Raw genomic sequence first — 26,211 nt, 5'->3', positions numbered from 1 at the left:
CCCCCGTGGCGGGCCGCACGGCCGTCCGGCACCCTGGCCGCATGGGACACCACCCGCCAGGAGGCCGCCCCGTGCCCCGCCGTGCCGTCGCCGTCGCTCTGCCCCTCGCCGGTTGTCTGCTTCTGGCCGGTACGGGCTGCGGCGGGAAGAAGGACTCCACGGGCGCCGGCGCGAGCCCCACCAGCTCCGTCGAGCGGCAGAAGTTCGCCAAGACCCGGTTCGTCGCCAACGCCGGGCTCGCCGCGGGCGCCTCGTACCAGTGGATCATCAAGCCGTACCGGGCCGGCGCCTTCAAGAAGGGGGCCGACGGGCGGACCGTCGCCCTGGTCAAGGCCGGTCTCGCGGGCACCTTCGCCTACAACCGGTTCAAGGCGGCGCTGAACAACGCCAAGGGCGACCCCACCCTCTCGAAGGCCGTGGCCCCGCTGAGCGCGGGCGTCGAGTCGCTCAAGGGGCTGACGAGCAAGTTCCGCAAGGGCGAGGCCACGGACGGGGATGCGGGCGCGTTCGACGGGGTCGTCAACAGCGTCAAGAACGCGGGCAAGGACGCCGGGGCGCCGGTCACCGACAAGGTCCCCTCGTACTCGGAGATCCAGAAGGGCTGAAGCGGAGCCTGGATCGGAATCTGAACTTCCGTGCCCGCCAGGGACGTTGTCAGTGGGCGGTTTTACAGTGAGGCCATGACGACGATGCTGAGCCACGAGCGCTACTGTTCCGAGATCCTCGCCCAGACCGGCCTGCTGTGCGCGGCCCTGGGCGAGGGCACCGACGTGTCGGTCACCGTGCCCACCTGCCCGGAGTGGACCCTGGGGCACCTCCTGCTGCACGTGGGGCAGGCCCAGCGAATGGCCACCGGGCTCGTCCGCGAGAAGGTCATGGAGTTCGTGCCGCCGGCCGCCCAGGGGCAGACGGTCCCCGCGCCCGGCCCGGGCGACCCCGCCGTGGACGACCTGGCTGGCCTGACCGCCTGGCTCACCGAGGGCGCCGAGGCGCTGGCGGCGGTCCTGCGCGCGGCGGGGCCCGACAGCCCCGTGTGGACCTTCTCCGAGCAGCCGCGGTCCGCGTTCTGGGCCCGCCGCATGGCGCACGAGACCCTGGTACACCGTGCCGACGCCCTGGGGGCCGTCGGCCTGCCCTTCACGGCGGACCCCGAAATAGCGGCGGACTGCGTCGACGAATGGCTGGAGATCCTCTCCCTGCCGGCGGCCGTCGCGTTCAAGCCGCGCCTGAAGGAGCTGCCGGGCCCCGGCCGCACCCTCCACCTGCACGCGACCGACACCCCGGCGGAGCTCGACGCGGAGTGGTTCATCGACCTCACCGGCGAGGGCGTCACCTGGCGCCGGGCCCACGAGAAGGCCGCCGTGGCCGTCCGCGGGCCGCTGACCGACGTGCTGAGCGTCCTCTTCCGGCGCCTGCCCGCCGACACCGACCGGATCGAGGTCGTAGGCGACCGCGAGCTGCTCGACTTCTGGCTGGAGCGAGCCGTTTTCTAGGCCGCACATGGTCGGATGAGAGCATCATCGTATGACCGTTGTGCCCAGATCCTCCGTGACCAGCAGGCTCGTCCGGGCCGCCGTGCTGCCCGCCGCCCTCGTGCTCGTGGCGGCCTGCGGCTCCGGTGACGCGGCGACGCCCAAGGCCGGCGCGCCCGGCGCGGGGGACCCGCTCTTCCCCCGCCTGGGCAACGGCGGCTACGACGTCCGGCACTACGGCCTCACCCTCGACTACACCCCGGAGGGCAACCACCTCAAGGGCACGGCCGTCATCACCGCCCGCGCGACGCAGGACCTCGGCTCCTTCAACCTCGACCTCAAGGGGCTGAAGGTCCGCAGCGCCCGCGTCGACGGCCACCCGGCCCGTACGGCCAGGAAGGGCACCGAGCTGACGGTCACGCCTAGCACGATGCTGGACAAGGGCCACGACTTCGAGGCGGTCGTCGTCTACGACGGCACGCCCAAGGACATCACCGACGAGGACGGCAGCGCCCTGGAGGGCTGGATCGAGACCGACGACGGCGCGGTCGGCCTCGGCCAGCCCACCGGCTCGATGGCCTGGTTCCCCGGCAACCACCACCCCTCCGACAAGGCCGCCTACGACATCGAGGTGACCGTCCCCAAGGGCTACACCGCCGTCGCCAACGGCGAGCTCCAGCACCAGGAGACCAAGGGGAACCGGGCGGTGTTCGCCTGGCACAGCGCCGAGCCCATGGCGAGCTACCTGGCGAGCGTGGCCGTCTCGCCGTTCAAGGTGACCACCGCCCGCGCCGGTGACCTGCCCCTCTACATCGCCACCCACCCCAAGGAGGCCGCGGCCGGACCACGCCTGGAGAAGCTCCTGCCCGAGGCCATCGCCTGGGCGAGCGACCTCTTCGGCCCGTATCCGTTCTCCTCCGCCGGCGCGGTCGTCGACCACAACCCGTACGTCGACTACGCCCTGGAGACCCAGACCAAGCCCTACTTCGACTCCGCCCCGGACGACGTGACGGTCGTGCACGAAGTCGTCCACCAGTGGTTCGGCAACTCCGTCAGCCCGCGCACCTGGCGGGACATGTGGCTCAACGAGAGCTTCGCCGCGTACGCGGAGTGGATGTGGGAGGAGAAGCACGGCGGCCGCTCCGCCCAGCGCGTCTTCGACGACTACTACGCCGGCAAGGACCCGCTGAGCGACGGCATCTGGGCCTTCCCGCCCGCCGACCCCGCCCCGGCCACGGTCTCCGACCCGCCCGTCTACGGCCGCGGCGCGATGGTGCTGCACAAGCTGCGGCAGGCCGTCGGCGACGAGGCGTTCTTCGCCACGACCCGGGCCTGGGTGAGCGAGCACCAGTACGGCAACGTCGACACCGCCGAGTTCGAGCGGTTCTGGCAGCAGCGCACCGGGAAGAACCTCGGCGGCGTGTTCGGCCCCTGGCTCCACGGGCAGGGGCGGCCGGACCGGCCGTGACGGCCGCGGCTGCCGGTCCCGCGGCCGCGCCGGCCCCGCGCGGGCGTCACATCAGGTCCGCCAGCACCCGCAGCGTCTCCGGGTCCGGTCCCGTCACCAGCAGGTCCGTCACCGGCCCCGCCCGCCACAGCTCCAGCCGCTCCGCGATCCGCCCGCGCGGCCCCACGAGCGAGATCTCGTCGGCGAACGCGTCCGGCACGGCGGCCACGGCTTCCTCGCGCCGCCCCGCCAGGAACAGCTCCCGCACCCGCCCCGCCTCCTCCTCGTACCCCATGCGCGCCATGAGGTCGGCGTGGAAGTTGCGGCGCGCGTGCCCCATGCCGCCGATGTAGAAGCCGAGCATCGCCTTCACCGGAAGCAGCCCCTCCGCGACGTCGGCGCACACGTGGGCCCGGACCAGCGGCGCCACCAGGAAGCCCGGGGGTGCGGCGGCGAGGGCCGCCCTGTGCAGGTCCGTGCGCAGCGGCGACCAGTACAGAGGCAGCCAGCCGTCGGCGATGCGCGCGGTCTGGGCGACGTTGCGGGGCCCTTCGGCGCCGAGCAGGACGGGCAGGTCCGGGCGCAGGGGGTGGGTGATGGGGCGCAGCGGCCTGCCGAGGCCGGTCGCGCCGGGGCCGCGGTAGGGGAGGGCGTGGTGGCGGCCGTCCAGCGTCACCGGGGCCCGGCGGCGCAGCACTTGGCGGACCACGTCCACGTACTCGCGCGTCGCGGTCAGCGGGCTGTCCGGGAACGGCCGCCCGTACCAGCCCTCGACGACCTGAGGGCCCGACAGCCCCAGGCCGAGCAGCAGCCGGCCGCCGGAGAGGTGGTCGAGGGTGAGGGCGTGCATCGCGGTGGCCGTGGGGCTGCGGGCGGCCATCTGGGCGACGGCCGTGCCGAGCCGGATGCGGGTGGTGTGCGCGGCGATCCAGGTGAGGGGGGTGAAGGCGTCGGAGCCCCAGGCCTCGGCGGTCCACACCGAGTGGTAGCCGAGCCGCTCGGCCTCCCGGGCCAGGTCGAGGTGGCCGGCGCCGGGGCCGCGTCCCCAGTAGCCGAGCGCGAGTCCGAGCCGCACGGCGCCTCCCGGCGGGTCAGGTGAATGCTGACGGTGCGTCAGATCCCCCTGAATGTAGGCCCGCCCCGGCCGGTGGACAAGAGCCCGCGGAATCCGGGGCCCCGCAAACGCGGCGGCCCGCCGGGGAAGTCCCCGGCGGGCCGCCGTCCGTGCACCGTGCGCGTCAGCCGCGCTGGATGCCCGTCGTGTCCTGGAGCAGGCCGCGGCGGCCGTCCTGCGTCTGCGCGACCAGGGCCTGGCCGCGCTGCTCCACCGCGAGGTACCACGTGCCGGGCGCGAGCTCGGCGATCTGCGACGGCGAACCGTCCTCGCCGTACAGCGGACGCGGCACCGGCACCGCGAACCAGAACGGGGCGAAGTCCCCGGCCGGGGCCGCGGGCTGGCCGGCGGCGGGGGCGGGAGCGGCCGCGGCACCGCCGAGGCTCGCGTCCGGCTGACCCTGCTGGCCCGGCTGCGCGCCGAACGGCTGCTGGGCCTGGGCGCCGTACGGACCGGCGGCACCGGGCTGGGCACCGCCCGGGCCCGGGTAGCCGTAGCCCGGGTTCGGGCCGGCGCCGTACGGGGACGGGGCCTGCGGGCCGGCAGCGCTCACCAGCGGGGCCTTCAGGGCCGGGGTGCGCGGGGTGAGCACGGCCACGGCGGCCAGCGCCAGGTTGGCGATGAGGCCCAGGATCTGGCCGACGCCCGGGGACACGCCCTGGGCGCCGCCGACGATCGTCCACAGCGAGGACCAGGCGGCGAACACGGCGAACGCGGTGCCCCACTGGTCGAGACCGAGGCCCACCAGCTTGCGGCCCTCGGGCTGGAAGCGCGCGGCGACGATGAGAGCGGCGGCGATGATTCCGGCGAGGAAGATCGACGGCAGGACGGGGAAGAGTCCGGCCTTCCAGCCGTTCGGCTCCGTGGGGCAGATCGTCGACGCGCAGTCGTACGAGTAGAAGCTGAGGAACGAGGCGATGAACAGCAACACCGCTGCTCCGATCACCACGCCGTCGCCTCGAGTGAGGGAGCGGATGTTCACTCTCTAGTCCTTTGTCAGTGTGATCATTAACGTCGCTGTCGCCGGCACGCGAGGATGCGGGGCGCGGGGGTGGCCCCCCATCGTACGGGTGAACCTATCGCCTGCACGGTCGGGGCGTCCTCTTCGTATCTGCCTCGTGACAAGCCTGTGGTCTGCGCGGACGGCCACGACGGCGGCCCCGGCGGCCGCTTCGGGCCTACCCGTCCCTACCCGTCCAGGAAGTCCGTGATGCCGTCGGCGATCCCCTGCGCCGCCTTCTGCCGCCAGGCTCCGTCCTTCAGCAGGGCCGCGTCGTCCGGGTCCCGCATGTTGCCGCACTCGATGAACACCTTCGGCACGGTCGAGAGGTTGAGGCCGCCGAGGTCGCCGCGGGTGTCGAGGCCCGTACCGCCGCCGATGTAGTTGGACGCGGCGCTGTGCGTGACGCGCACGAAGTGGCCCGCGATCCGCACGCCGAGGTCCTTCGAGGGGCCGACGATCGGTGAGGTGTCCGCGCGGCCGCCCTTGACGGAGGCGGGCAGGATCACATGGAAGCCGCGGTTGCCGACGGCCGAGCCGTCGGCGTGCACCGAGACGGCGGCGTCGGCGTGCGCCCGGTTCCCGATCGCCGCCCGCTCGTCCACGCACGGGCCGTACGGGCGCTCACCGTCGTGCGTGAACACCACTTTGGCGCCCTGCGCCCGCAGGAGCGTGCGCAGCCGGTGCGCGACGTCGAGGCTGAACGAGGCCTCCGCGTAGCCGTCGTCCGTGGACGTCCCCGTCGTGTCGCACTCCTTGCGGCCCGTGCCGATGTCGACGGAGCGGTCGATCTCGGCGGTGTGCTCGCTGTTGCGGAGGTTGTGCCCGGGGTCGACCACGACCACCTTGCCCTTGAGGGGCCCGTCGGGCAGCGGCCCGTCGTCCGCGGCGGCGGGCGAGGGACTCTGCGCACCCGGCGACCCGCTCGCCGAAGGCGCCTTGCCCTCCGGCGAGGACAGCGGGGACGGGGGCTGCGACGCGGGGGAGCGGCCGGGCGACGCCGGTGACGCCGACGACGCGGCGGCCACCGGAGCCTTCTTCCCGCCGTCCGCCTCCGCGTCCCACAGCAGCCAGCCCGCGACCCCGGCCGGGATCAGGGCCGCCACCGTGACGACGACGGGCGTGCGGAAGCCGGCCGGCCGGCGGGCCGGGCGGCCGGCGCGCGGAGAGCGGGGGAAGCGGGGGAAGCTGCCTTTGGACACCCGGCGATGCTACGCCGCCGCCCCGCCCCCGAGGGGGCCTACGCCGCAACCGGTCCGCGCCGCAGCACCCGCAGTGACCGCGTCACCGACACTTCGGTGAACTCCCCGGACGCAAGCGCCCTGCGGTACACGCGGTACGGCGCCTGCCCGCCGTCCGCCGGGTCCGGGAACACGTCGTGGATGACCAGCAGCCCGCCCGGCGCGAGGTGCGGGACCCAGCCCTCGTAGTCGGCCGTCGCGTGCTCGTCGGTGTGCCCGCCGTCGATGAACACCAGCCCCAGCGGCCGCCCCCAGAGCGAGGCCGCCAGCGGCGATCGCCCCACGAGCGCCAGCACGTGCTCCTCCAGCCCCGCCCGGTGCAGCGTGCGCCGGAAGACCGGCAGCGTGTCCATCCGCCCCACAACCTCGTCGACGAGCGACGCGTCGTGGTACTCCCAGCCCGGCTGCTGCTCCTCGCTGCCCCGGTGGTGGTCCACCGTGACGGCCGTGACCGCCGCCTCCCGGGCGGCCGCGGCCAGCAGGATCGTCGACCGGCCGCAGTACGTGCCGACTTCGAGCAGCGGCAGCCCCAGCGCCGCGGCCTCCTCGGCGGCCGCGTACAGGGCGAGCCCCTCGTCGAGCGGCATGAACCCCTTGGCCGCCTCGAAGGCGGCGACTATCTCGGGCTTGGGCGGCATGTGCGGTTCCTCCTGGGGTACCGGTACGCGGTGGTCGGCTCATTGTCCTCACGCGCCGCCGAGCGCGGTGCGTGAGGGGCCGATACCGTGGGAAGCACGAGCGGGGGACGCAGGAAGCCGCTGTCACAGCGCCGCCTGCCAAAGCTGCCGAAAGGTGCGGAAGATGTCCTTCGCCGTATCGCTGCTCGCCGCTTCGATGGCCGTGCTGTCCCCCGTGGGCGGCGCCCACGGGGGAGCCGACGTCAGTGCCGTCTTCGCCACCCCCTCGGGCGACGTGCTGCGCGCCGTGACGTTCGACGAGGCCGCGGTCCCGGCGGGCGCCCGCGTCACCGTCACCGAGCGCACCGGCCAGGACAGCACCCGCATCCACCTGCGGCTGCGCGGCGTCCAGCCGGGCCGTACGTTCGGCGCCCACGTCCACAGGAACCCGTGCGGCACCCGCCCCGAGGACTCGGGCGCGCACTACCAGCACGTCAAGGACCCGGAGCAGCCCTCCACGGACCCCGAGTACGCCAATCCCCGCAACGAGGTCTGGCTGGACTTCACCACCGACCGGCAGGGCGACGGCGCGTCGTCCGCCTCGGTCGACTGGCGCTTCCGCTCCGGCGAGGCCCGCTCCATCGTCATCCACGAGCACGCCACCGAGACGGCCTCCGGCCGGGCGGGCATGGCCGGCGCGCGGCTTGCGTGCGTGAACGTGCCCTTCAAGTGAGCGTGTCCTTCGCGTAAGCACGTCCTTCGCACGGGTTCGAACGAAAGGACGAAGTACTCGCAAGGGTGATCGTGTGCGCTGCCGGCGGCGGGGGCGGCTCCACGCGTCGTAGCCTGCTGCCGCCATGAACGATTTCGTTGACGAAGCACGCTCGCGCGTCGCACACCTGCTCCGGATGGCCAACACCACGGACGACCGGGTCAGGGCACGGATCATCGAGTACGCGGACACCACCCCGGAGCCGCCCGTCATGAGCCGGGCCGGGATCGTCACGACCGGATGCGCGCAGTGCCTGCGCACCGCGTGGCGCCAGCAGGACGCGGAGGGGCCCGTGTGGGTCTGCGCGTCGTGCGGCCATGTCGAAGGAGTGACCGTGAACTGCCCTCATTGCAAGGTGCCCATGACGCCGCCGCCGGCGGGCGCGCCGGACCGGTGGCAGTGCCCGCGCTGCCCCCGGGTCGCCGCGACGGGTGAGAGTCCGCAGGACATCGAGGAACGGGAGCGGCAACGGGTTGCGGCGGTCGCCGCGTTGGAAGAGGCGATGGCGTTGCGGGCGGCGGAGTGAGCGGGGCGCGGTGCCGGGTCGTTCGGCTGCGGGTCGGCGGGGGCTTGTCGCGCAGTTCCCCGCGCCGCTATGGGGCGCGGGCCGACGTACCGCAACCCGTCGGGTCCTGCCTGCCTACCGCAGGTGCGACGTGTCGTTCAGCAGCCGCAGCGACGCGTTGCCGTCCGCGTAGTAGGCGACCGCCGAGATCGAGGCCGCTGAGAGTTCCATGCGGAACAGGGACTCCGGCGGGGCGCCGAGGGCCAGGCGGACCAGGGTCTTGACCGGGGTCACGTGCGTGACCAGCAGGACCGTACGGCCCGCATAGCGGGCCAGGAGCTTGTCGCGCGTGAGCGCCGTCCGCCGGGCGACCGCGGCGAAGCTCTCGCCGCCGCCGGTCGGGGCGGCCTTGGAGGAGGCGAGCCAGGCGTCGAGGTCGCCGGGCCAGCGCTCGCGGACCTCCGCGAACGTGAGGCCCTCCCAGGCGCCGAAGTCCGCCTCGCGCAGGCCGTCTTCGACACGGACCTCCAGGCCCAGGCGCGCGGCCACGGCCCCGGCCGTCTCGCGGCAGCGCCGCATCGGCGAGGAGACGACGGCCTGGATGGTGCCGCGAGCGGCGAGCGCGGCGCCCGCCCGCTCGGCCTGCTGAAGGCCGGCGGGCGAGAGTTCGGGGTCGCTGCCGCCGCTACCGGAGAAACGCTTCTGCGGAGTGAGGGCCGTCTCACCGTGCCGCATCAGGACGAACGTGGTCGGCGTCCCGAGGTCGGCCGGGGCGGCCCAGCCGACGGGCGCGGCCTTGGGCTCCTCCAGCGGCTCCGCCACGGGCTCAGCCGCCCGCGAGGGCGTCCGCGCGGCGAGCGCGGCCGCGGAGGCGCCCGCCTCCCACTGCCGGCCCGCCTTGCCCGCGTCCATCGCCTCGTTCGCGAGCCGGTCCGCGTGCTTGTTCTCCTCGCGCGGGATCCACGCGTACGCGACCTGCCCCGGGGCGAAGACGGCCCGCGCCCGGGCGGCCAGCGGCCGCATGTCCGGGTGCTTGATCTTCCAGCGGCCCGACATCTGCTCCACGACGAGCTTGGAGTCCATCCGGACCTGGACCTCGGCCGCCGGGTCGAGCGCCTTCGCGGCCTCCAGGCCGGCGATGAGGCCCCGGTACTCGGCCACGTTGTTCGTGGCGGTGCCGATGTACTCGGCGGCCTCGGCGAGCGCCTCGCCGGTCACCGCGTCCAGGACGACGGCGCCGTAGCCGGCGGGCCCCGGGTTGCCCCGGGAACCGCCGTCCGCCTCGACGATGAAGCGAGGAGCCATCGGTCTTACAGGCCCGACTCGGTGGTGCGGACCAGGATGCGGCTGCAGTTCTCGCAGCGGACGACCTGGTCCGCCGCGGCGGCGCGGATCTCGTTGAGCTCGGTGATGTCCAGCTCCAGGCGGCAGCCCTCGCAGCGGCGCTGGTTCAGGCGCGCCGCGCCGACGCCGCCCTGCTTCTCCCGCAGCCGGTCGTAGAGCTTCAGCAGGTCGGCCGGGACGGAGGCGGCGACGATCTCGCGCTCCTTGCTGACCGAGGCGTCCTCGGCGTCGATCTCGGCGAGGGCGGCGTCGCGGCGCGCGACGGCGTCGTCGACCTTGGCCTGGACGGAGCCGACGCGGCCGGTCAGCTCGGTGACGCGCTCCTGCGCGGACTCGCGGCGCTCCATGACCTCCAGGACGACGTCCTCCAGGTCGCCCTGGCGCTTGGCCAGCGAGGCGATCTCGCGCTGGAGGTTCTCCAGGTCCTTCGCGGACATGCCGACGCCGGTGTCCAGGCGCTGCTGGTCACGGGCGGCGCGCTGGCGGACCTGGTCGACGTCCTGCTCGGCCTTGGTCTGCTCGCGGGCGGTGTCGCTCTCCTCGGTCTGCGCGGCGACGAGGAGGTCGCGGTGCTGGGTGAGGTCGGCCTCGAGGGAGGCGATCTCGGCGTGCTCGGGCAGGCTCCGGCGCTTGTGGGCGAGCTGACCGAGGCGGGTGTCCAGCGCCTGGAGGTCGAGGAGGCGGATCTGGTCGGCGGGCGCGGCGTTCAGTTGGGGGCTCCTGTGTTAGTGATCGTGCGGGGCGGACGCCGCGTGGGCGGTCCAGGGGTCGGTGACGTGCTTCGACACGTGGGTGCGCAGGCCCCAGCCGTGCCGGTCGGAGATCTCGTCCAGCTGGGCGGCGGCCTGCTCCGCCCAGGGCCATTCGGTGGCCCAGTGGGCCGCGTCGACGAGCGCCAGCGGGCTCTGCTGCTGGGCCTCGGACGCGGGGTGGTGGCGCAGGTCGGCGGTGACGTAGGCGTCGACGCCGGCGGCCCGCACCTCGTCGAAGAGGGAGTCGCCGGAACCGCCGCACACGGCGACGGTGCGGATGGTGCGCTCCGGGTCGCCGGCGACCCGGATGCCCTGGGCCGTGGCGGGCAGCCGCTTCGCGGCGCGCTCGGCGAACGCGGCCAGGGTCAGGGGCGGGTCGAGCTCACAGACGCGGCCGAGGCCGCGGCGGCCCGCCGGGTCGGCCGGGTCGGGCACGAGGGGGCCGGTGACGCGCAGGTCGAGCGCGCCGGCGAGGGCGTCGGAGACGCCGGGGTCGGCGCGGTCGGCGTTGGTGTGCGCGACGTGCAGGGCGATGTCGTGCTTGATCAGGGTGTGCACGGCGCGGCCCTTGAAGGTCGAGGCCGCGACGGTCGTGGTCCCGCGCAGGTAGAGCGGGTGGTGGGTGACCAGCAGGTCGGCGCCGAGCGCCACGGCCTCGTCGACGACCTCCTGGACGGGGTCGACCGCGAACAGCACCCGGCCGACCGGGGCCGCGGGGTCGCCGCAGACCGTGCCGACGGCGTCCCACTGCTCGGCCTGCTCCGGTGGCCAGAGGGCGTCGAGGGCGGCGATGACTTCAGACAGTGCGGGCACGGAGGAAAGGCTACCTGTCCGCCGTGCCCGCGCGGGCTCCGCCCGAACCCGGGCGTCACTTCCCGAGGAAGCCCCGCAGGTCGTCGAGGACCTTGTTCGCGGCGGTGACGCCCAGGCCCAGGTACCAGGTCTCGTCCTCGACGTCCTTGGCGTGGCCCTCCTTGACCGCCCGCAGGTTCTTCCACAGCGGGTTGTCCTGGACGGTGTCGCGCTTGGTCTTGTCCGGGGCGCCGTAGACGCCGGTGAAGATCCAGTCGGCGTCGGCCTGGTCGATCTGCTCGGGGCTGACCTCGACGGCGAGCTTGTCGGCCTGCTGGTTCTTCGGGCGGGGCAGGCCGACGTCCTTGAGGATCGTGCCGATGAAGGACTGGCCGGCGTACAGGCGCGTGAACTGCGGCAGGTAGCGGACCATCGAGATGGTGGGCTTCTTCTCGCCGAGGTCCTCGCCGAGCTTCTTCGCCTTCGCCTCGTACGCGCCGAGGTTCTTCTTCGCCTCGGCGGTCTTGTCCAGCGCGGCCGCGTTGAGGAGGTAGTTCTCCTTCCACGTGAAGCCCGGGCGGACGGAGAAGACGGTCGGGGCGATCTTGGCGAGGTCCTTGTAGTTCTTCTCCGCGCGCAGCTTGCTGCCGAGGATCAGGTCGGGGTGGAGCTCGTTGATGGCCTCGAGGTTGAGGTTGTTGATCGTGCCGACGTTCTTCGGCTCGCCGGCGTCCTTCTTCAGGTAGCCGGGGAGCTCCTGGCTGCCCTCGCTGGGGGCCCAGCCGACCGGCTGGATGCCGAGCGAGACCACGTTGTCGAGCTCGCCGACGTCGAGGACGACGACGCGCTTCGGGCGCTCCTTGAGCTCGGTCGTGCCGAGGGCGTGCTTGATGGTGCGCGGGAACTGGCCGGGCGCGGCATCCGTCCCCATCTTCGCCGTCTGCTCGCCGGCCTTGCCGAAGTCCTTGCCGCTCTCCGAGACCGCCTTGGAGCCGCTGCCGTTGTCCTTGCCGTCCCCGCCGTCCGAGGAGCCGCAGGCCGCGAGGGACAGCGCGGCGGCTGCGGACAGGGCGACTGCGGCGGTGCCGCGGCGGCGAAGGGACATCACGTGACTCCAGGAGGTCCGGCCGGCCGTCCTGGCCGGCGGTGGTCAAGGGGGCCCGTTCAGCCACCCCCCGCGACTACTTAGGCTCGCCTTACCTTACGTGACGCCCCGGAATGGGCGAAGCACACCCTCCTCGTACCCCTCAGGCGAATCGGACAACAGCCACCCTTACGCGTGAAGCGGGCCGACTCTCATTGTTCGGCAGGAAGTGCGATAACTACGTTCTGTGCCGGAGGTGACGTTTCTCATGACGGTCTGTGCCCCCCAGAGCACCCCGCAGAGCACCCCGCGGAGTGGCTCGAAGGACCTGCGGCGCCCGGCGTTCACGGTCACGGCGAACGGCTCGTACGCCGCCCGGCTGGCCCTCGACGGCGCCACGGGTGGCTGGTTCCCCGAGCGCTGGACCCTCGACGGCCCCGAGCCGTACGCCGTGCCGCTGCCCGGCAGCCAGCCCGAGGAGCCGGACAGCGAGGTGCAGCCGCTCGCCGACGGGCGGGTCCTCATCCGCCGCCGGGTCGCCGAGCGGCACACGCTCTCGCTGCTCTACCCCACCGGCCCCGGCACCGGGGAGCTGCCGGTCGGCGCCGTCGAGTGCGCCCGGCTGTCCCTGCTGCCGCCCGCGCCGGGCGGCTCCTCCGTCTACGGGCTCGTCCACACCGACCGCGCGACCGCGCTGTGGCGGCTGCACGGCGGCGCCTTCGGCCCCGAGCGGGTCGTCGACGTGCCCGGCTGCTGCACGGGCGGCGCCTGGCTCGACCGCACGGGCCGGCTGCTCGCCCTCGACCGCGAGCTGGACGGCCGCACCAAGACCGTCGTGGTGGACCTGGAGCGCGGCGGCGAGACCAGCCCGCTCCTCCAGATCACCGAGGACAGCAACGACCGGCTGCTCCTCGCCGACCCGTACAGCGGCCTCCTCCTCGTCCGGTCGGACGCCCCCGGGCAGGACCGGCTCGGCTGGGGCGTGCTCGGCTCCGCCCGGCCCGTCCGCTTCCCCGAGTGCCTGCGCCCCGCGGGCGCCGTGCTCACGCCCTTCGCCACGCAGCCCGGGCAGGAGCTCACGCCCGAAGGGTGCGCGGTCGCCTTCCGGGTCGAGGGCGCGACCGGCAGCTGGGTGGGCGTCTGGCGCCCCTCGGGCAAACAGCTCCAGCAGTTCCCGGCGCCCGCCGGCTGGCTCGTCGGCGCGGGCCTGTGGACCAGCGGCGGCGAACTGCGGCTGCCGTTCGTGACGCCCTACGTGCGCTGCGGCCTGGCCCGCCTCCGGCTGCCGGAGGCGGAGCGGGGGGAGACACGGGATACCGGCGGGCGCGGGGCCCCGTCCGGGGCGGGGCCCGCGGCGACGGGCGGCGCGGCGGGTGCGGCGGGTGCGGCGGCGCCGGGGATGCCGCGTCCGGAGCCGGAGCCGGCGGCGCCCGGGGCGCCTTCCGCGCCGGCGACGCTGCTGCAAGGGGTGCCGCGACCCACGCCGGATCAGGGGCCCTCGCCCTCCGGCGGGCCGTCCGCGCAACAGCCGCTGCTGCAAGGCCCTCCGCGGGCGGCGGAGCCGGCGCCCTCGGGCGGGGTGCAGCGGCAGCCGTTGTTGCAGGGGGTGCAGCGTCCGGAGCCGGCGCCTTCCGGCGGGTCGCAGCAGCCGTTGCTTCAGGGCGTTCCGCGGGTGGCGCCCCAGGTGGCCCGGCCCGCGCCGGAGGCGCAGCCGCTCCTGCACGAGGTGCCCCGGCCGGGGCTCGGCCAGGAACAGCCGCTGCTGCAAGGGGCGCCGCTTCGCACGGAGCCCCCGGCGTCGCGGCCGACGCCGGATCAGGCGCCCCCCGTCACGCCGCAGCAGGCGCCGCAGGCTCAGCCGCCGCTGCTGCACAAGGCCCCGCAGCCGGGCCCCTCCGGGGCGGGGCAGGCGCCTCTCGGGGCGCCGCAAGCGCCGCTGCCGCGTGAGGACCCGCAGCCGGTGCCGCCCCCGCTGCCCCGGTCTGAGGCGAGTGCCGGGCCGCTGTCGCAGCCGCCGTTGCAGGGTGAGGCCCCGCGGCCGGTGTCGCCGCTGGCGCCCCGGCCGGAGCCGGTTCCCTCCGGGGCGGGGGCGGGGCAGGCGTCCTCCGCGGTGCCGCAAACGCCGTTGCTGCATGAGGCCCCGCGGCCCGTGTCGCTGCCACTGTCCCGGCCGGAGCACGTGTCTTCCGCGGTGCCGCAGGCGCCGTTGCTGCGGGAAGCTCCGCAGCCCGTACCGCCGCAGACGCCCCGCCCCGAGCAGGCCGCCCTCGCGCCGCTGCTCCAGGAAGTGCCCCGGCCGGTGACCCCCGCGCCGTGCCCCGCACCATGCCCGGAGCCGCAGCTTCCGCCGATGCGGGACATGCCCCTGGTGGATACGCCGCAGGCGCCCCCCGCCACGCCGCAGGACATCCGGTCGCAGGACACCCCGCCGCACGGTGTCCCGTTGCTGGAGCGGCCGCATGAGGGGCTGTCACCCGGCGCGCTCCAGGGGCCCGTAGCCATGCCTCCGGGCGAGGCCGACGTCCTGGCGCCCGCCGAGCGCGCCGACTCGCCGGCCTCGGTCTGGACCGCCGTGGACCCCGCCTGCCCCTCCGGTCTCTCCGGTCTCCCCGGAGCGGCCATGCCGGGCGCGTGGTCGGCGGCCGCGTCCAGGCCCGTGCCCTTGCAGCAGGCCCCGCTGGGCCGGGAGCCCCGGACCTGAGCGGCGCGCCGCGAGGCGCCCCGGAAGCACTCCGAGAGGAAGCCGACTCGCCGCCCGGCCGGGTGGCCTCGGCGATCAAGGTCCCGTTAGAATCCGGGCGGGGGTTGCGTGGCTGTACCAGGCGGAACACCGTCGTGAACCGTCGCGAGCCGAACGGCCGTGCGCGGAGGGCGTGTCGGCGTCCGTCGACACCGTGCGCCACTGCCGTGGCAGCCCCCACGCGCACAGCACGCATCCCCATCCGACGGAGTGACTTTCCCCATGCCCGACGCCCGAACCGACACGACCGAGGCGCGCCCCTTCGAGGCGTCCGCCCAGGCCGCAGCCGCCGGCTCCGGCAGGCACCGCGGTCCCGCTTCCCCCGACGACGACAGCGCACCCGCCCACGGCAAGCACCGCCGTACGCCGGAAGGCCACTGACCGAAGCCGTCCTCGGCTCCGGTCAGTCCTCGGGCGCCGGGTGGTCCCGCTCAGCGGAGACCCCCGGCGCCCGAGGCGTTTCCGGGGCCGGGGGACCGGAGCCCGAGCCCCGTCAGCCGGGCCGCCCCAGCCGCCACACCTCCGGCGCCGCGAACGTCTCACCCGGCGGGCGGCCCGCGAAGTGCGGGGTGAGGAGACCGTCCAGCTCCTCGGCGGTGAAGACGTCCTTCGCCGTGCCGAACCGCGCCGCGACCCGCGGCCGCTCCATCACGGCGACCATTCCGCCGTGCACGACGAAGACCTGCCCGGTCACCCCCGCCGCGACGGGCGCCGCGAGATAGCCGACGAGCGGTGCGACGTGCCCGGGGTCCAGCGGGTCGGGCCCGCCGGCCTCCGGGGTGCCGACGCCGGCGAAGACCTGCTCCGTCATCCGGGTGCGGGCCCGCGGGCAGATGGCGTTCGCCGTCACCCCGTACTTGCGCAGGGCCTCCGCCGTCGACGTCGTGAGGCCGACGATGCCGCCCTTGGCCGCCGCGTAGTTGGGCTGCCCGGGCGAGCCGATGAGGAAGGCCTCGGAGGAGGTGTTGACGACCCGTCCGTACACCGGCCGCCCGGACGCCTTCGCCCGCTCCCGCCAGTGCGCGGCCGCGAACCGCAGGGTGGCGAAGTGGCCTTTGAGGTGGACGCGGATCACGGCGTCCCACTCGTCCTCGCTCATGGAGAAGACCATGCGGTCACGCAGGATGCCCGCGTTGTTGACGAGGATGTCGAGCGAGCCGCCGCCGGCGTCGACGGCGAGCCGTACGAGGTCGCGGGCCTGGTCGAAGTCGGCGACGTCGCCGGCGTGCGCGGTGGCCCGCCCGCCCGCCGCCCGGATCTCGGCGGCGACGGCCTCGGCGGGCCCGGCCGACGCCTCGCCGGAGCCGTCCGGGCCGGGCTTCCCGTAGTCGTTGACGACGACGTGGGCGCCGAGGCGGGCCAGTTCGAGGGCCTCGGCGCGGCCGAGGCCGCGGCCCGCGCCGGTGACGATCGCGGTTCTGCCGTGCAGGGACACCATGGGCTGCTCGCCCCTCCTCCCGGTCTCGGGTCAGATCTCTATGCACGTGCGCAGCGCCTCGCCCGTACGCATCTGGGTGAGCGCGTCGTTGACGCCGGACAGCGGGACCCGGTGCGTGATGAGGCCCGCGAGGTCGATGCGGCCGGCCCGCCAGAGGCTGATGGCGCGTTCGTAGGAGCGCCGGACGTCGCCGCCGCCGTACAGGGAGGGCAGGATCCGCTTCTCGTCGAAGAACAGCTCGAACATGTTGACCTGGAAGAGGTCGTCCATGGCACCCGCCCCGACGACGCAGAGCGTGCCGCCCCGCCGCGTGGCGTCGTAGGCGGCGCGGGCGGTGGCGGAGGTGCCGACGACTTCGAAGGCGTAGTCGAAGCCTTCGCCGCCGGTGACGCGGGCGCGGGCGTCGCCGAGCCCTTCGGGCGGTACGGCCTCGGTGGCGCCGAAGCGCAGCGCGGCCTCGCGCCGGGAGGCGACCGGGTCGACGGCGACGATCTGCGCGGCGCCCGCCGCCCGCGCGCCCTGGACAGCGCAGATCCCGACGCCGCCGCAGCCGATGACGGCGACGGAAGAACCGGCGGCGACGTCGGCGGTGTTGAGGGCGGCGCCGAGGCCGGTGGTGACGCCGCAGCCGATGAGGGCGGCGATGTCGTAGGGCAGGTCGTCCGGGATGGGGACGGCGCAGCCGGCGGCCACGACGGCCTCTTCGGCGAAGGTGCCGGTCCCGGCGAAGCCGAAGAGATCGGAGTTGCTCAGACGGAAGTTGGGCGTGCCGGCCGCCATGAAGCCGGCCAGGCACAGCTGGGTCTGGCCGCGCTTGCAGGCGGGACAACCGCCGCAGGGCGGCAGCCAGCAGACCATGACGCGGTCACCGGGCCGCAGCCCGGTGACGCCGTCACCGACGTCGATGACGTCCCCGGCGCCCTCGTGGCCGGGGACGAAGGGGACGGGCTGGGGCAGCACCCCGTTCATGGCGGAGAGGTCGGAGTGGCAGAGCCCGGTGGCCCGCATGCGCAGCCGGACCTTGCCGGGCCCGAAGCCCACCGCTTCGACGTCGTCACGGACGTCGAGCTCGGGCCGTCCTGTCTCGTGCTGTACGGCTGCGCGCATGAGGGCTCCTCTGGAGTGAGGGCGTACGTGCTCGAAGGGCCGGGTTCCGGGGTGCGCTTACGGGGCTACCTGTGGGTGACGACCGTGTCCGCCAGCACGGGCGCGTCGTCGCGTTCCACCGCGGTCACGGTCACCTGGATCCGGTCGGGCGCCGGGGTCTCGCGCCACATCCGTACGCGCAGCGTCTCGCCGGGGTAAGCGACGCCGGCGAAGCGCGTGCGGTAGGCGCGGACGCGGGTGACGTCCCCGTCGAGCGCGGTGTCGGTGACGGCCTTGAGGGCGATGCCGTACGAGCACAGGCCGTGCAGGATCGGCCGGTCGAAGCCCGCGCGCTTGGCGAACTCGGGGTCGGCGTGCAGGGGGTTCCAGTCGCCGTTGAGGCGGTAGAGGAGGGCCTGGTCCTCGCGGATGGGCCGCTCCACGGTGTGGTCGGGGGTGCGGGCGGGCGGCTCCAGGCGCGTGGAGCTGCCGCGTTCGCCGCCGAAGCCGCCCTCGCCCTTGACGAAGATCTCGCTCTCGCTCGTCCACAGCGGCCCGCGGGCGTCGGCGGCCTCCGCGCGCAGCACGATGACGGCGGCCTTGCCCTTGTCGTACACGGCGGTGACGCGGGAGGTGTGGGAGACGGCGCCGCAGGCGGGCAGGGGCCGGTGGACCTCGACGGACTGCCCGCCGTGGAGCACGGCGGCGAGGTCGATGTCGATGCCGGGCGCGGCGAGGCCGCCGGACTGGGCGCTGCCGCCGCCGGCGACGGTGGCGAAGCTCGGCAGGACGTGCAGCCGGCTCTCGAGGGTGTAGCGGAGCTCGTCCGGGTCGGTGGCGGGCGTGCCGGCGCCGATGCCGAGGTGGTAGAGCAGGACGTCTTTGTGGTCCCAGGTCAGGGAGGTGCGGCGGGGTGCGGCGGCGACGGCCTGGCGTGCGTCGATGGGCATCGGGAACCTTCCTAGAACGCGTTCTAGCCGATCCGATGGTCCCCATGTATAGCCGGGCCCGGGACAAATGTCACGGGTGACCGCCCACACTTGCATCTGCGCAGCTCAGGGTGGTGTTCCTTAGAGTTCGAGCCATGACTGACAGCAAGGCCTGGAGCCGGGCCGGCCGCAAGAGCGAGCGCAAGGGCGGCGGCGAAGCCGAGCTCGGGCGGTACAAGCCCCCGGGCAAGTTCGCCTTCCTGCCCTGGCTCTTCATGCTCACCGGAGACGTCCAGGACCTGTTCCGGGGCAAGCTGCCGCTGCCCTGGCTCGGCGGGGCGGGCGTGCTGTCCTTCGCCGCGCTGTACGCCCTCGCGGTCTTCACCGGCCTCGACAAGCGGCAGCGGCTGACCCGCGTCCCGTACCTCGCGCTCGCCGGAATGGCCGTCGTCACGTACGCGCTGACCATCGGTTACGGCGGCGACTGGCTGCTGTGCTTCCCGCTGCTGTCGCTGGCCTCCGGCGTCGTGCTGCGGGGCGGGCTGTCCGGGAGCGGGCGCCGCCTGGGGATCGTCGTCCTCGCCCTCGCGGGCTCGGCCGCGGTGATCGCGAGCATGCGCGGCGGCCCGTCGGACTCCCTGATCGTCGGATACGGGACCATGCTCTCCGGCCTGATCGTCGCCGCGATCCTCAGCCTCTTCGAGACGGTCGCCCAACTGCGCTCCACCCGCGAGGAACTGGCCCGCAGCGCCGTGGAGCGGGAACGGCTGCGGTTCTCGCGCGACCTGCACGACCTGCTCGGGCACACGATGTCCGTCATCGTCGTCAAGGCGGAGGCGGTGCGCCGGCTCGCCCCGCGCGACCTGGACGCGGCGATCGGGCAGGCGGCGGACATCGAGGCGGTGGGCCGGCAGGCGCTCACCGAGATCCGCGAGGCCGTCACCGGCTACCGCGAGTCCACCCTCACCACCGAACTCGACCGCGCCCGCTCCCTCCTGGAGGCCTCCGGCATCACGCCGGACATCCGCCAGTCCGGGCCGCCGCTGCCGCCGCAGACCGCGGCCCTGATGGGCTGGGTCGTACGGGAGGGCGTCACGAACGTCGTCCGGCACAGCGGCGCCGGCCGCTGCACGGTCGAGGTGCGCGGCGAGACCGATCAGGTACGCCTGGAGATCACCGACAACGGCGGCGGCGTAGGCTCGGACGCGGCCCCCGCCTCGCCGGGGAACGGCCTGAAGGGCCTGACCGAGCGGCTGGCCGCCGCGGGCGGCCATCTGACCGCAGGCCCGGACGGGCGCAAGGGCTTCCGGCTCGTGGCCGAACTGCCCGTGGACTCGGAGTCCGAGGAGGACGACCACTCATGATCAAGCTGCTCCTCGCCGAGGACCAGGGAATGATGCGCGGCGCGCTCGCGCTGCTGCTCGGGCTGGAGGAGGACATCGAGATCGTCGCCCAGGTCGGCGACGGCGACGCGATCGTCCCCAAGGCCCTGGAGACGCGGCCGGACGTCGCGCTCCTCGACATCGAACTGCCCGGCCGCAGCGGCCTCGACGCCGCGGCGGACCTGCGCGCCCGCATGCCCGGCTGCCAGGTCCTCATACTCACCACCTTCGGCCGCCCCGGCTATCTGCGGCGCGCGATGGAGGCCGGCGCGGCGGGCTTCCTCGTCAAGGACGGCCCGGTCGAGGACCTGGCCGCCGCGATCCGCCGCGTCCTCGCCGGGGAACGCGTCATCGACCCGGCGCTGGCCGCCGCCGCCCTGAGCGCCGGCCCCAACCCCCTGACCCAGCGCGAACGCGACGTCCTCGCGGCGGCGGTCGACGGCGCGACGGTCGCGGACATCGCGGCCAAGGTCCACCTCTCCCCGGCGACGGTCCGCAACTACCTCTCCGCGGCCATCGGCAAGACCCAGACCCGCAACCGCATGGAGGCGGTCCGGGCGGCCCGGCGGAACGGGTGGCTGTAGCGGCCACCGGATCGGGGACGCCGGGGGCGGTGGCCGTTGCGCCGGTCAGCGGCCTCGGTGGCCACCGGCGGACAGCTCGCCGGGGCGGCCACCAGCGGCCGGGGCCGACGCGGCATCCGTGGCCGTGTCCCGGACGCGGCCACGGTCCGCGCGGCCCTGGCCGAACTGGAGGCCCGTGGGCCTACAACGCCAAAGAGGGCTCCAGGGCGCGCAGTTCCCGGCGGATGTCGTCCAGGGGCAGGGCCCGGTCGCGCTCCAGGACGAGGTAGATGAAGATGCCGCCCTCGCGCAGCCGGGGCAGAGGCCGGATCATGTGCAATTCCTTCTCCAGCGTGATCAGGATGTCCTCCACGCTGTCGGGGGTGTAACCCAGGAGTTCCAGCGTGTACAGCTTGGCTCGCATGACATCGCTGTCCCCGTAGGCGACTTTGTCCATGTCCAGCCCACTGCCGCCGTCCAGGTAGCCCAAGACCCTGCGCTGCTGGAAATCGACGATGGCAACACCCGTGGCCCCGCTGATCGCCAATGCCTGCTCCAGGACAGCTTCAACAGTTTTCACCGTGCACGACCTCCTTCGAGCGAGAACCCCGGAGGACGCGGTGACGCCCAGGCTTCCCGGCTGCTCAGAGCATGCACGCTAGCGGAAATGACGTACATCACACAGGCCTGGAGGGCCCGGTCGGCGCCTGGCCCCGGTACCGGGGCCACGGTGTTTCTCCGTGCTGTCGGCAGGTGAGCTTCACGTGCCGGCCGCCTCGGGCAAGGCAGACCCGGGAAGCCCCCTGTCCGCCGTAGCTGGCTGGTGCCGTTCGCACACATGAGGCCGAGTTCGGGACGGCCGAAGTGACGTTGCCGTGGGTCGACCCTGACCGGCCGAACCTGCCGCGGGATGAGCGCCCCCTGGAGCGGGTGGCGTGGAGCATGCCGCGCGAAGAAGGCTTCCACGTTCTTCGTCACACCTTCGCGTCCATCGTGCTGGCCGCAAGGGAAACGATCACGCAGCTGCGGCGTGGCTCGGCCACAGCGACCCCGCGTTCACGCAGCCGACCTACGTGCACTTCATGCCGAAGTCCGGAGCCCGGGGAATGGCCGCACTCGGCTCGCTCCTCGCATTCGCTGTGCGTGCGGCGGTGGAGGTGCAGGCGGCGTCGGATATCGAGCGCTCGGGCCGAAACTTGCCAGATACTCCCCACGGGGCGGAAAGAAGCCCCTCCGCCGCGCGTTTCCGCAGGTCAGAGGGGTTGAAGGCGGACGAGTCGGCCTGTACGCCGGGTTCTGTCTCCCGGGGGCCTTGCGGCCCTCGGGGAGGCGGCCATCCATCTAGGCCTGCCGTTGCCGGCAGGCTCGTGCGGTCTACCCGCGGACTCGGGCGGGCAGCCCTCGATCGTCCGCGCAGGGTCGCCGTGAAGCGGCCCCTCTTGACCTTGCTCCGGGTGGGGTTTACCTAGCCGCCTGAGTCACCTCAGGCGCTGGTGGTCTCTTACACCACCGTTTCACCCTTACCGGAAGCCTCGCGGCCTCCGGCGGTCTGTTTTCTGTGGCACTGTCCCGCGGGTCACCCCGGGTGGGCGTTACCCACCACCCTGCCGTGTGGAGCCCGGACGTTCCTCGGGGGATCCGAAGATCCCACGCGGCCGCCCGGCCGGCTCGTCCGCCGTGCCGACCATGCTACCTGGCGGGGGCTGCCACGATCGCCGCCAGGTCAGCGGCCCGGCCCCGGCCCTTGACCTTGCCGCGGCGTCAACGTCTCTACTGGTCCCATGACGGTGATCACATGAGAATCGGCGAGCTCGCCGCGCTGGCCGGCGTCAGCACCCGGACCGTACGGCACTATCACCACCTGGGCCTGCTGCCCGAGCCCGCCCGGCTGGCCAACGGCTACCGCGTCTACGGGCTCCGCGACGCCGTCGCGCTCACCCGCATCCGCCGCCTCACCGAGCTGGGCCTCGGCCTGGACGAGGTGCGGGACGTCCTCGCCGCGGGCGCGACCGGCCGCACCGGTGACGACGCCCCCTTCCTCGCCGCCTTCTTCGCCGACTTCGCCCCCGCTCAGGCCGCCGCCCTGCGCCTGGCGATCCGCACCGTCACGGGAGAGGAGTCGCCCGCATGAAGCTCGCCCGGGCGGTCGCCGTGCACGAGGCCCGCGTCTGGGCCGGGCTCGTGCTGTGGCTCACCCGGCGCCGCGACGGCGTCGGCGCCGGCGTCCGCGCCCTGCCCTACGCCCGCGCCCAGGCCTCCACGATGTACGCCTTCGCCTTCGTGTGCCTCGTGGAGACGGTGGGGATGTCCTTCTTCACCGCCGCCTACCCCGGCATCCACGAGCTGGTGCTGTTCCTCGACGTCTACACCGTGCTGCTCGTCCTCGGCTTCCACGCCGGCAGCGTCGTCCGCCCGCACACGGCCGGCCCGGAGGGGCTGCGGATCCGCCAGGGCGCGTCCCTGGACCTGTACATCCCGGTGGCGCTCATCGGCGCCGTCCGCCGCGACCTGCGCTTTCCCGGCAACGAGACCCCCGCCGGCATCCTCGACGTGCCCGTCGCCTCCCAGACCTCCGTCACCGTCGAGCTCACCGCCCCCGTCACCGCGGCCCGGCTGTTCCGGCAGCCGCGCGAGGTCCGTACGGTCCGCTTCCACGCCGACGAGCCGCATGCCGCCGTCGAGGCGATACGGGGGCTCATGGCCGCCGAGCCCGCCCCCTAGCCGGGCGAAGGCGGGCGAAGGCGGGCGGGCTGCGCCGGGCGGGTGACGGGTGCGGCGTTAGGCTCGTCGGGGCGCCGCCGGGGCCACCGTGCCCCGCGCCCGATCCGTACCGATGGGAGAAGACACCGTGCTCGTGCTGTTGCCGCCGTCCGAGGGGAAGGCCGCCGCCGTCGGAACCGGCGCCGGGGCCGCACTGGAGGTCGGTGCGCTGTCGCTGCCGGGGCTGACCGGGGCGCGCGAGACCGTGCTGACGGAGCTCGTGGAGCTGTGCGCGGGCGACGAGGACAAGGCGGCGGAGGTGCTCGGCCTGTCCCCGGGGCTGCGGGGCGAGATCGCCAAGAACGCGGCGCTGCTGACCGCGGGCACCCGCCCGGCGGGCGAGGTCTACACGGGCGTGCTGTACGACGCGCTGGGCCTGGCCTCCCTGGACGCCGCGGCGCGGAAGCGGGCCGAGCGGTCCCTGCTGGTCTTCTCGGGGCTGTGGGGCGCGGTCCGGACCGGCGACCCGATCCCCTCCTACCGCTGCTCGATGGGTGTGAAGCTGCCGGGCCTGGGCGCGCTGGGCCCGTACTGGCGCGGCGCCATGGACGCGCACCTGCCGCAGGAGGCGGGCGACGGGATGGTGCTCGACCTCAGGTCGGCCGCGTACGCCTCCGCGTGGAAGCCGAAGGGCGAGCTCGCGGAGCGGACGGCGACGGTCCGGGTGTTGCAGTCGAAGGTCGTGGACGGGGTCGAGAAGCGGTCCGTCGTCAGCCACTTCAACAAGGCCACCAAGGGGCGGATGGTCCGGGACCTGCTGACTGCGGGCGCGGAGCCCGCCGGGCCCGCGGAGCTGGCGGAGGCGCTGCGCGACCTCGGGTACGCGGTGGAGGGGAGCGCCCCGGCGAAGGGCGGCCGGCCGTGGGCGCTCGACGTGGTGGTAACGGAGCTCTGAAGAAGCTTTGACGGAGCTCTGACGAAGGACTGAAAGGCCCGGTAGCCGCGCCCTGTTGCGCATAACGCAACGCCCGTTGCGTGAGCCGATAGCGAGGAACAGGATGGCGGCGTGACCGCCTCCGTCCTCGGCCTCGCCCCCGTCCTCCCCGTCGCCGTCCTCTCCGACGCGGCCGACGCCGTGCCCCTCGCCCGCGCGCTCGTCGCGGGCGGCCTCCCGGCGATCGAGGTGACGCTGCGCACGGACGCGGCCCTGGACGCGATACGGGCCGTCGCCGCGGAGGTCCCGGAGGCGGCCGTGGGCGCGGGCACCGTCCTCTCCCCGGCGCGGGCCGCCGCGGCCGTACGGGCCGGGGCCCGCTTCCTGGTGAGCCCCGGCTGGACGGACCCGCTGCTCGCGGCGCTGCGGGAGGCGGGGGTGCCGTTCCTGCCGGGCGTCTCGACGGTGTCGGAGGTCATGGCCCTGCTGGAGCGCGGGGTGCGCGAGATGAAGTTCTTCCCCGCGCAGGCCGCGGGCGGCGCCCCGTACCTCGCCTCTCTGGCCTCACCGCTCCCCGAGGCCCGCTTCTGCCCCACGGGCGGCATCGGCCCGGCCACGGCCCCCGCGTACCTCTCCCTGCCGAACGTCGGCTGCGTGGGCGGCTCGTGGATGCTGCCCCGCGACGCCCTCGCCCGCCGCGACTGGGCCCGCGTGACGGAACTGGCCCGGGCAGCAGCGGAGTTGGGGCGCGGACCCGCACGTTCCTGATGGTGTCAGCCCCCTTCACAGCCGCCCCACCCGCGCGCACTCTGCACCACATGACCCCCCTCTCCGAAAATCCGTTCACCCTCGGAGTGGCGTCCGGCGACCCCCTGCCGGACTCCGTGGTGCTGTGGACCCGGCTCGCCCCCGCCCCGTACGAGCCGGGCAACGGGCTCCCCGCCGACGGCAGCATCGCCGTCCAGTGGGAGCTCTCCGAGGACGACACCTTCCGCCGCGTCGTGCAGAGCGGCACCGCCCCCGCCCCCGCCTCCGACGGCTACACCGTCCACCTGGACCTGAGCGGCCTCGAACCCGAGCGCGCGTACTGGTACCGCTTCCGCGCCGACCGCTGGATCAGCCCCGTGGGCCGCACCCGCACCGCGCCCCGGGCCGACGCGGCCGTCGCCACCGCCCGCTTCGGACTGCTCTCCTGCCAGCAGTTCGACGAGGGCTACTACACGGCCCTCGGCCACCTCGCCCGCGAGGACCTCGACGCCGTGTTCTTCGTCGGCGACTACATCTACGAGAACGCCATCAACGCGCAGGGCGGCGCCCGCCGCCTGACGGACCCGCTCCCGTCCTTCTACGACCACTGGACGCTCAACCTGGAGGACTACCGCCAGCGCTACGCCCTCTACAAGTCCGACGCCGAGCTCCAGGCCGCGCACGCCGCCCACCCCTGGTACGTCACCTGGGACGACCACGAGGTCGCGAACAACTACGCGGGCGACATCTCGCAGGACAACGACCCCGTCGACCAGTTCCGCGCCCGCCGCGCCGCCGCCTACCGCGCCTACTGGGAGAACATGCCGCTGCGAAGACCCCAGCGGCCCGCCGGACCGGACATGCGGCTGTACCGCCGCTTCTCCTACGGCCGGCTCGCCCAGCTCGACATCCTCGACACCCGCCAGTACCGCTCCGACCAGGCCTACGGGGACGGCTGGCACACCCCCGGGCCCGAGACGCGCGACCCGGCCCGCACGATGACCGGTGACGCCCAGGAGCGCTGGCTCCTCGACGGCTTCCGCGCCTCCGCCGCCACCTGGAACGTCGTCGCCCAGCAGGTGGCCTTCTCCCAGCACAAGGAGACGCCGGACGACGACGCCCGGGTCAGCATGGACACCTGGGACGGCTACTCCGCCTCCCGCGACCGCGTCCTGGCCGGCGTCGAACAGGCCGGCATCCGGAACCTGGTGATCCTCACCGGCGACGACCACGTCCACTTCGCGTACGACGTGAAGGCCGACTTCGACGACCCCGGCTCGGCCACGCTCGGCGTCGAGCTCCTCGGCACGTCCGTCTCCAGCGGCTTCGACGGCGACGAGCGGCCCGCGGACTGGGAGACGACGCTCGCCGCCAACCCGCACCTGAAGTACTACGACGGGCGCCGCGGGTACGTGGTGGTGACGCTCGACCCGCAGCGGGTGCGAGGCGACTTCCGTACGGTCACCAAGGTCACGACGCCGGGCGCGCCCATCGCGACGGCCGCGTCGTTCGTCTCGGAGGCGGGCGCTCCGGGGCTCCACGAGGCGTGACG

At 74.2% G+C, this 26,211-nt stretch carries 26 protein-coding genes and 1 other RNA gene; 14 read left to right on the top strand and 13 right to left on the bottom strand.

The features are described 5' to 3' along the window. Window positions 1-41 precede the first annotated feature (41 nt). From PS271_RS07220 to PS271_RS07210, 3 genes are all read left to right on the top strand, one after another. Window positions 42-605 (top strand): hypothetical protein, encoded by a 564-nt coding sequence (locus PS271_RS07220; RefSeq protein WP_398381117.1) that lies wholly within the window; start codon window positions 42-44, stop codon window positions 603-605. A 75-nt stretch (window positions 606-680) separates the two neighbouring features. Further along, complete coding sequence (locus PS271_RS07215; protein WP_398381115.1) at window positions 681-1,493, top strand: maleylpyruvate isomerase family mycothiol-dependent enzyme; 813 nt, start codon at window positions 681-683, stop codon at window positions 1,491-1,493. 31 nt (window positions 1,494-1,524) lie between these two features. Beyond that, entirely contained in the window at window positions 1,525-2,940 is a 1,416-nt protein-coding gene (locus PS271_RS07210; RefSeq protein ID WP_398381114.1) for a M1 family metallopeptidase, read from the top strand. A 46-nt stretch (window positions 2,941-2,986) separates the two neighbouring features. Here PS271_RS07210 and PS271_RS07205 read toward each other — a convergent pair whose 3' ends face one another. The 4 genes from PS271_RS07205 to PS271_RS07190 form a co-directional block, all read right to left on the bottom strand. After that, on the bottom strand, window positions 2,987-3,994 hold the full coding sequence (locus PS271_RS07205) for an LLM class F420-dependent oxidoreductase (RefSeq protein ID WP_398381112.1): 1,008 nt from the start codon (window positions 3,992-3,994) through the stop codon (window positions 2,987-2,989). 163 nt (window positions 3,995-4,157) lie between these two features. Beyond that, window positions 4,158-5,015 (bottom strand): DUF5336 domain-containing protein, encoded by an 858-nt coding sequence (locus PS271_RS07200; protein WP_398381110.1) that lies wholly within the window; start codon window positions 5,013-5,015, stop codon window positions 4,158-4,160. 206 nt (window positions 5,016-5,221) lie between these two features. Next, window positions 5,222-6,235, bottom strand: a complete 1,014-nt coding sequence (locus tag PS271_RS07195) for an N-acetylmuramoyl-L-alanine amidase (RefSeq protein WP_398381108.1) — start codon at window positions 6,233-6,235, stop codon at window positions 5,222-5,224. Between the two features lie 38 nt (window positions 6,236-6,273). Continuing rightward, window positions 6,274-6,912: a class I SAM-dependent methyltransferase gene (locus tag PS271_RS07190; RefSeq protein ID WP_398381106.1), complete on the bottom strand. Its 639-nt coding sequence runs from the start codon at window positions 6,910-6,912 to the stop codon at window positions 6,274-6,276. A gap of 163 nt (window positions 6,913-7,075) precedes the next feature. Here PS271_RS07190 and PS271_RS07185 point away from each other — a divergent pair, with 163 nt between their 5' ends. Together PS271_RS07185 and PS271_RS07180 are read left to right on the top strand one after the other, a co-directional pair. Next, a complete protein-coding gene (locus PS271_RS07185) occupies window positions 7,076-7,624 on the top strand; it encodes a superoxide dismutase family protein (protein ID WP_398381104.1) in 549 nt (182 codons plus the stop codon). 124 nt (window positions 7,625-7,748) lie between these two features. After that, window positions 7,749-8,189 carry a hypothetical protein gene (locus PS271_RS07180; RefSeq protein ID WP_398381102.1) on the top strand — a complete coding sequence of 147 codons (441 nt, stop codon included), beginning with the start codon at window positions 7,749-7,751 and terminating at the stop codon, window positions 8,187-8,189. A gap of 114 nt (window positions 8,190-8,303) precedes the next feature. Here PS271_RS07180 and PS271_RS07175 read toward each other — a convergent pair whose 3' ends face one another. The 4 genes from PS271_RS07175 to PS271_RS07160 are packed head-to-tail and all read right to left on the bottom strand — an operon-like array spanning window position 8,304 to window position 12,161. Beyond that, window positions 8,304-9,473, bottom strand: a complete 1,170-nt coding sequence (locus PS271_RS07175; protein ID WP_398381100.1) for a bifunctional RNase H/acid phosphatase — start codon at window positions 9,471-9,473, stop codon at window positions 8,304-8,306. A 5-nt stretch (window positions 9,474-9,478) separates the two neighbouring features. Further along, the gene (locus PS271_RS07170; protein ID WP_398386720.1) at window positions 9,479-10,222 is read right to left on the bottom strand and encodes a zinc ribbon domain-containing protein; all 744 of its coding nucleotides are present in this window, start codon (window positions 10,220-10,222) and stop codon (window positions 9,479-9,481) included. A 15-nt stretch (window positions 10,223-10,237) separates the two neighbouring features. Then, the gene (locus PS271_RS07165; RefSeq protein ID WP_398381098.1) at window positions 10,238-11,077 is read right to left on the bottom strand and encodes a Nif3-like dinuclear metal center hexameric protein; all 840 of its coding nucleotides are present in this window, start codon (window positions 11,075-11,077) and stop codon (window positions 10,238-10,240) included. Window positions 11,078-11,132: 55 nt separating this feature from the next. Further along, on the bottom strand, window positions 11,133-12,161 hold the full coding sequence (locus PS271_RS07160; RefSeq protein ID WP_398381096.1) for an ABC transporter substrate-binding protein: 1,029 nt from the start codon (window positions 12,159-12,161) through the stop codon (window positions 11,133-11,135). Between the two features lie 247 nt (window positions 12,162-12,408). On the opposite strand from PS271_RS07160, the gene PS271_RS07155 reads away from it, so the two are divergent. Together PS271_RS07155 and PS271_RS07150 are read left to right on the top strand one after the other, a co-directional pair. Then, window positions 12,409-14,841 carry a hypothetical protein gene (locus PS271_RS07155; RefSeq protein WP_398381094.1) on the top strand — a complete coding sequence of 811 codons (2,433 nt, stop codon included), beginning with the start codon at window positions 12,409-12,411 and terminating at the stop codon, window positions 14,839-14,841. A 261-nt stretch (window positions 14,842-15,102) separates the two neighbouring features. Next, window positions 15,103-15,261 carry a hypothetical protein gene (locus PS271_RS07150; protein WP_398381092.1) on the top strand — a complete coding sequence of 53 codons (159 nt, stop codon included), beginning with the start codon at window positions 15,103-15,105 and terminating at the stop codon, window positions 15,259-15,261. Window positions 15,262-15,373: 112 nt separating this feature from the next. On the opposite strand, the gene PS271_RS07145 is transcribed toward PS271_RS07150, so the two are convergent. The 3 genes from PS271_RS07145 to PS271_RS07135 form a co-directional block, all read right to left on the bottom strand. Further along, window positions 15,374-16,318, bottom strand: a complete 945-nt coding sequence (locus tag PS271_RS07145) for a 3-oxoacyl-ACP reductase (RefSeq protein ID WP_398381090.1) — start codon at window positions 16,316-16,318, stop codon at window positions 15,374-15,376. A 30-nt stretch (window positions 16,319-16,348) separates the two neighbouring features. Further along, entirely contained in the window at window positions 16,349-17,425 is a 1,077-nt protein-coding gene (locus PS271_RS07140) for a Zn-dependent alcohol dehydrogenase (RefSeq protein ID WP_398381088.1), read from the bottom strand. 65 nt (window positions 17,426-17,490) lie between these two features. Beyond that, a complete protein-coding gene (locus tag PS271_RS07135) occupies window positions 17,491-18,354 on the bottom strand; it encodes a MaoC/PaaZ C-terminal domain-containing protein (protein ID WP_398381086.1) in 864 nt (287 codons plus the stop codon). A 134-nt stretch (window positions 18,355-18,488) separates the two neighbouring features. On the opposite strand from PS271_RS07135, the gene PS271_RS07130 reads away from it, so the two are divergent. Both PS271_RS07130 and PS271_RS07125 read left to right on the top strand, forming a co-directional pair. Further along, on the top strand, window positions 18,489-19,697 hold the full coding sequence (locus PS271_RS07130) for a sensor histidine kinase (protein ID WP_398381084.1): 1,209 nt from the start codon (window positions 18,489-18,491) through the stop codon (window positions 19,695-19,697). Beyond that, complete coding sequence (locus PS271_RS07125; protein WP_398381082.1) at window positions 19,694-20,299, top strand: response regulator; 606 nt, start codon at window positions 19,694-19,696, stop codon at window positions 20,297-20,299. Before PS271_RS07130 ends, PS271_RS07125 begins: the two co-directional genes overlap by 4 nt. A gap of 181 nt (window positions 20,300-20,480) precedes the next feature. Here PS271_RS07125 and PS271_RS07120 read toward each other — a convergent pair whose 3' ends face one another. Together PS271_RS07120 and rnpB are read right to left on the bottom strand one after the other, a co-directional pair. Continuing rightward, window positions 20,481-20,858 (bottom strand): hypothetical protein, encoded by a 378-nt coding sequence (locus PS271_RS07120; RefSeq protein WP_398381080.1) that lies wholly within the window; start codon window positions 20,856-20,858, stop codon window positions 20,481-20,483. A 689-nt stretch (window positions 20,859-21,547) separates the two neighbouring features. After that, window positions 21,548-21,949: RNase P RNA component class A (gene rnpB, locus PS271_RS07115), an RNA gene on the bottom strand. Window positions 21,950-22,073: 124 nt separating this feature from the next. On the opposite strand from rnpB, the gene PS271_RS07110 reads away from it, so the two are divergent. The 5 genes from PS271_RS07110 to PS271_RS07090 all read left to right on the top strand — a co-directional run bounded on the left by PS271_RS07110 (window position 22,074) and on the right by PS271_RS07090 (window position 26,209). Continuing rightward, on the top strand, window positions 22,074-22,409 hold the full coding sequence (locus PS271_RS07110) for a MerR family transcriptional regulator (protein ID WP_398381078.1): 336 nt from the start codon (window positions 22,074-22,076) through the stop codon (window positions 22,407-22,409). Beyond that, complete coding sequence (locus PS271_RS07105) at window positions 22,406-22,999, top strand: hypothetical protein (RefSeq protein WP_398381076.1); 594 nt, start codon at window positions 22,406-22,408, stop codon at window positions 22,997-22,999. The genes PS271_RS07110 and PS271_RS07105 overlap by 4 nt, the downstream gene beginning before the upstream one ends. A 127-nt stretch (window positions 23,000-23,126) precedes the next feature. Continuing rightward, entirely contained in the window at window positions 23,127-23,933 is an 807-nt protein-coding gene (gene yaaA, locus PS271_RS07100; RefSeq protein WP_398386719.1) for a peroxide stress protein YaaA, read from the top strand. A gap of 111 nt (window positions 23,934-24,044) precedes the next feature. Then, a complete protein-coding gene (gene eda / locus PS271_RS07095; protein WP_398381074.1) occupies window positions 24,045-24,680 on the top strand; it encodes a bifunctional 4-hydroxy-2-oxoglutarate aldolase/2-dehydro-3-deoxy-phosphogluconate aldolase in 636 nt (211 codons plus the stop codon). Further along, a complete protein-coding gene (locus PS271_RS07090) occupies window positions 24,680-26,209 on the top strand; it encodes an alkaline phosphatase D family protein (RefSeq protein ID WP_398381072.1) in 1,530 nt (509 codons plus the stop codon). Before eda ends, PS271_RS07090 begins: the two co-directional genes overlap by 1 nt. Window positions 26,210-26,211: the final 2 nt, after the last annotated feature.

Source organism: Streptomyces sp. SCA2-17, assembly GCF_044336695.1.
This window is presented reverse-complemented; position numbering and strand designations above follow the sequence as displayed.

Bases quoted from the DNA above. Each gene is read 5' to 3' on its own strand.
- PS271_RS07220 (WP_398381117.1), top strand. From the start codon at position 42: ATGGGACACCACCCGCCAGGAGGCCGCCCCGTGCCCCGCCGTGCCGTC.
- PS271_RS07215 (WP_398381115.1), top strand. From the start codon at position 681: ATGACGACGATGCTGAGCCACGAGCGCTACTGTTCCGAGATCCTCGCC.
- PS271_RS07210 (WP_398381114.1), top strand. From the start codon at position 1,525: ATGACCGTTGTGCCCAGATCCTCCGTGACCAGCAGGCTCGTCCGGGCC.
- PS271_RS07190 (WP_398381106.1), bottom strand. From the start codon at position 6,912: ATGCCGCCCAAGCCCGAGATAGTCGCCGCCTTCGAGGCGGCCAAGGGG.
- PS271_RS07185 (WP_398381104.1), top strand. From the start codon at position 7,076: ATGTCCTTCGCCGTATCGCTGCTCGCCGCTTCGATGGCCGTGCTGTCC.
- PS271_RS07180 (WP_398381102.1), top strand. From the start codon at position 7,749: ATGAACGATTTCGTTGACGAAGCACGCTCGCGCGTCGCACACCTGCTC.
- PS271_RS07175 (WP_398381100.1), bottom strand. From the start codon at position 9,473: ATGGCTCCTCGCTTCATCGTCGAGGCGGACGGCGGTTCCCGGGGCAAC.
- PS271_RS07160 (WP_398381096.1), bottom strand. From the start codon at position 12,161: ATGTCCCTTCGCCGCCGCGGCACCGCCGCAGTCGCCCTGTCCGCAGCC.
- PS271_RS07155 (WP_398381094.1), top strand. From the start codon at position 12,409: ATGACGGTCTGTGCCCCCCAGAGCACCCCGCAGAGCACCCCGCGGAGT.
- PS271_RS07150 (WP_398381092.1), top strand. From the start codon at position 15,103: ATGCCCGACGCCCGAACCGACACGACCGAGGCGCGCCCCTTCGAGGCG.
- PS271_RS07145 (WP_398381090.1), bottom strand. From the start codon at position 16,318: ATGGTGTCCCTGCACGGCAGAACCGCGATCGTCACCGGCGCGGGCCGC.
- PS271_RS07140 (WP_398381088.1), bottom strand. From the start codon at position 17,425: ATGCGCGCAGCCGTACAGCACGAGACAGGACGGCCCGAGCTCGACGTC.
- PS271_RS07135 (WP_398381086.1), bottom strand. From the start codon at position 18,354: ATGCCCATCGACGCACGCCAGGCCGTCGCCGCCGCACCCCGCCGCACC.
- PS271_RS07130 (WP_398381084.1), top strand. From the start codon at position 18,489: ATGACTGACAGCAAGGCCTGGAGCCGGGCCGGCCGCAAGAGCGAGCGC.
- PS271_RS07125 (WP_398381082.1), top strand. From the start codon at position 19,694: ATGATCAAGCTGCTCCTCGCCGAGGACCAGGGAATGATGCGCGGCGCG.
- PS271_RS07110 (WP_398381078.1), top strand. From the start codon at position 22,074: ATGAGAATCGGCGAGCTCGCCGCGCTGGCCGGCGTCAGCACCCGGACC.
- PS271_RS07105 (WP_398381076.1), top strand. From the start codon at position 22,406: ATGAAGCTCGCCCGGGCGGTCGCCGTGCACGAGGCCCGCGTCTGGGCC.
- PS271_RS07090 (WP_398381072.1), top strand. From the start codon at position 24,680: ATGGTGTCAGCCCCCTTCACAGCCGCCCCACCCGCGCGCACTCTGCAC.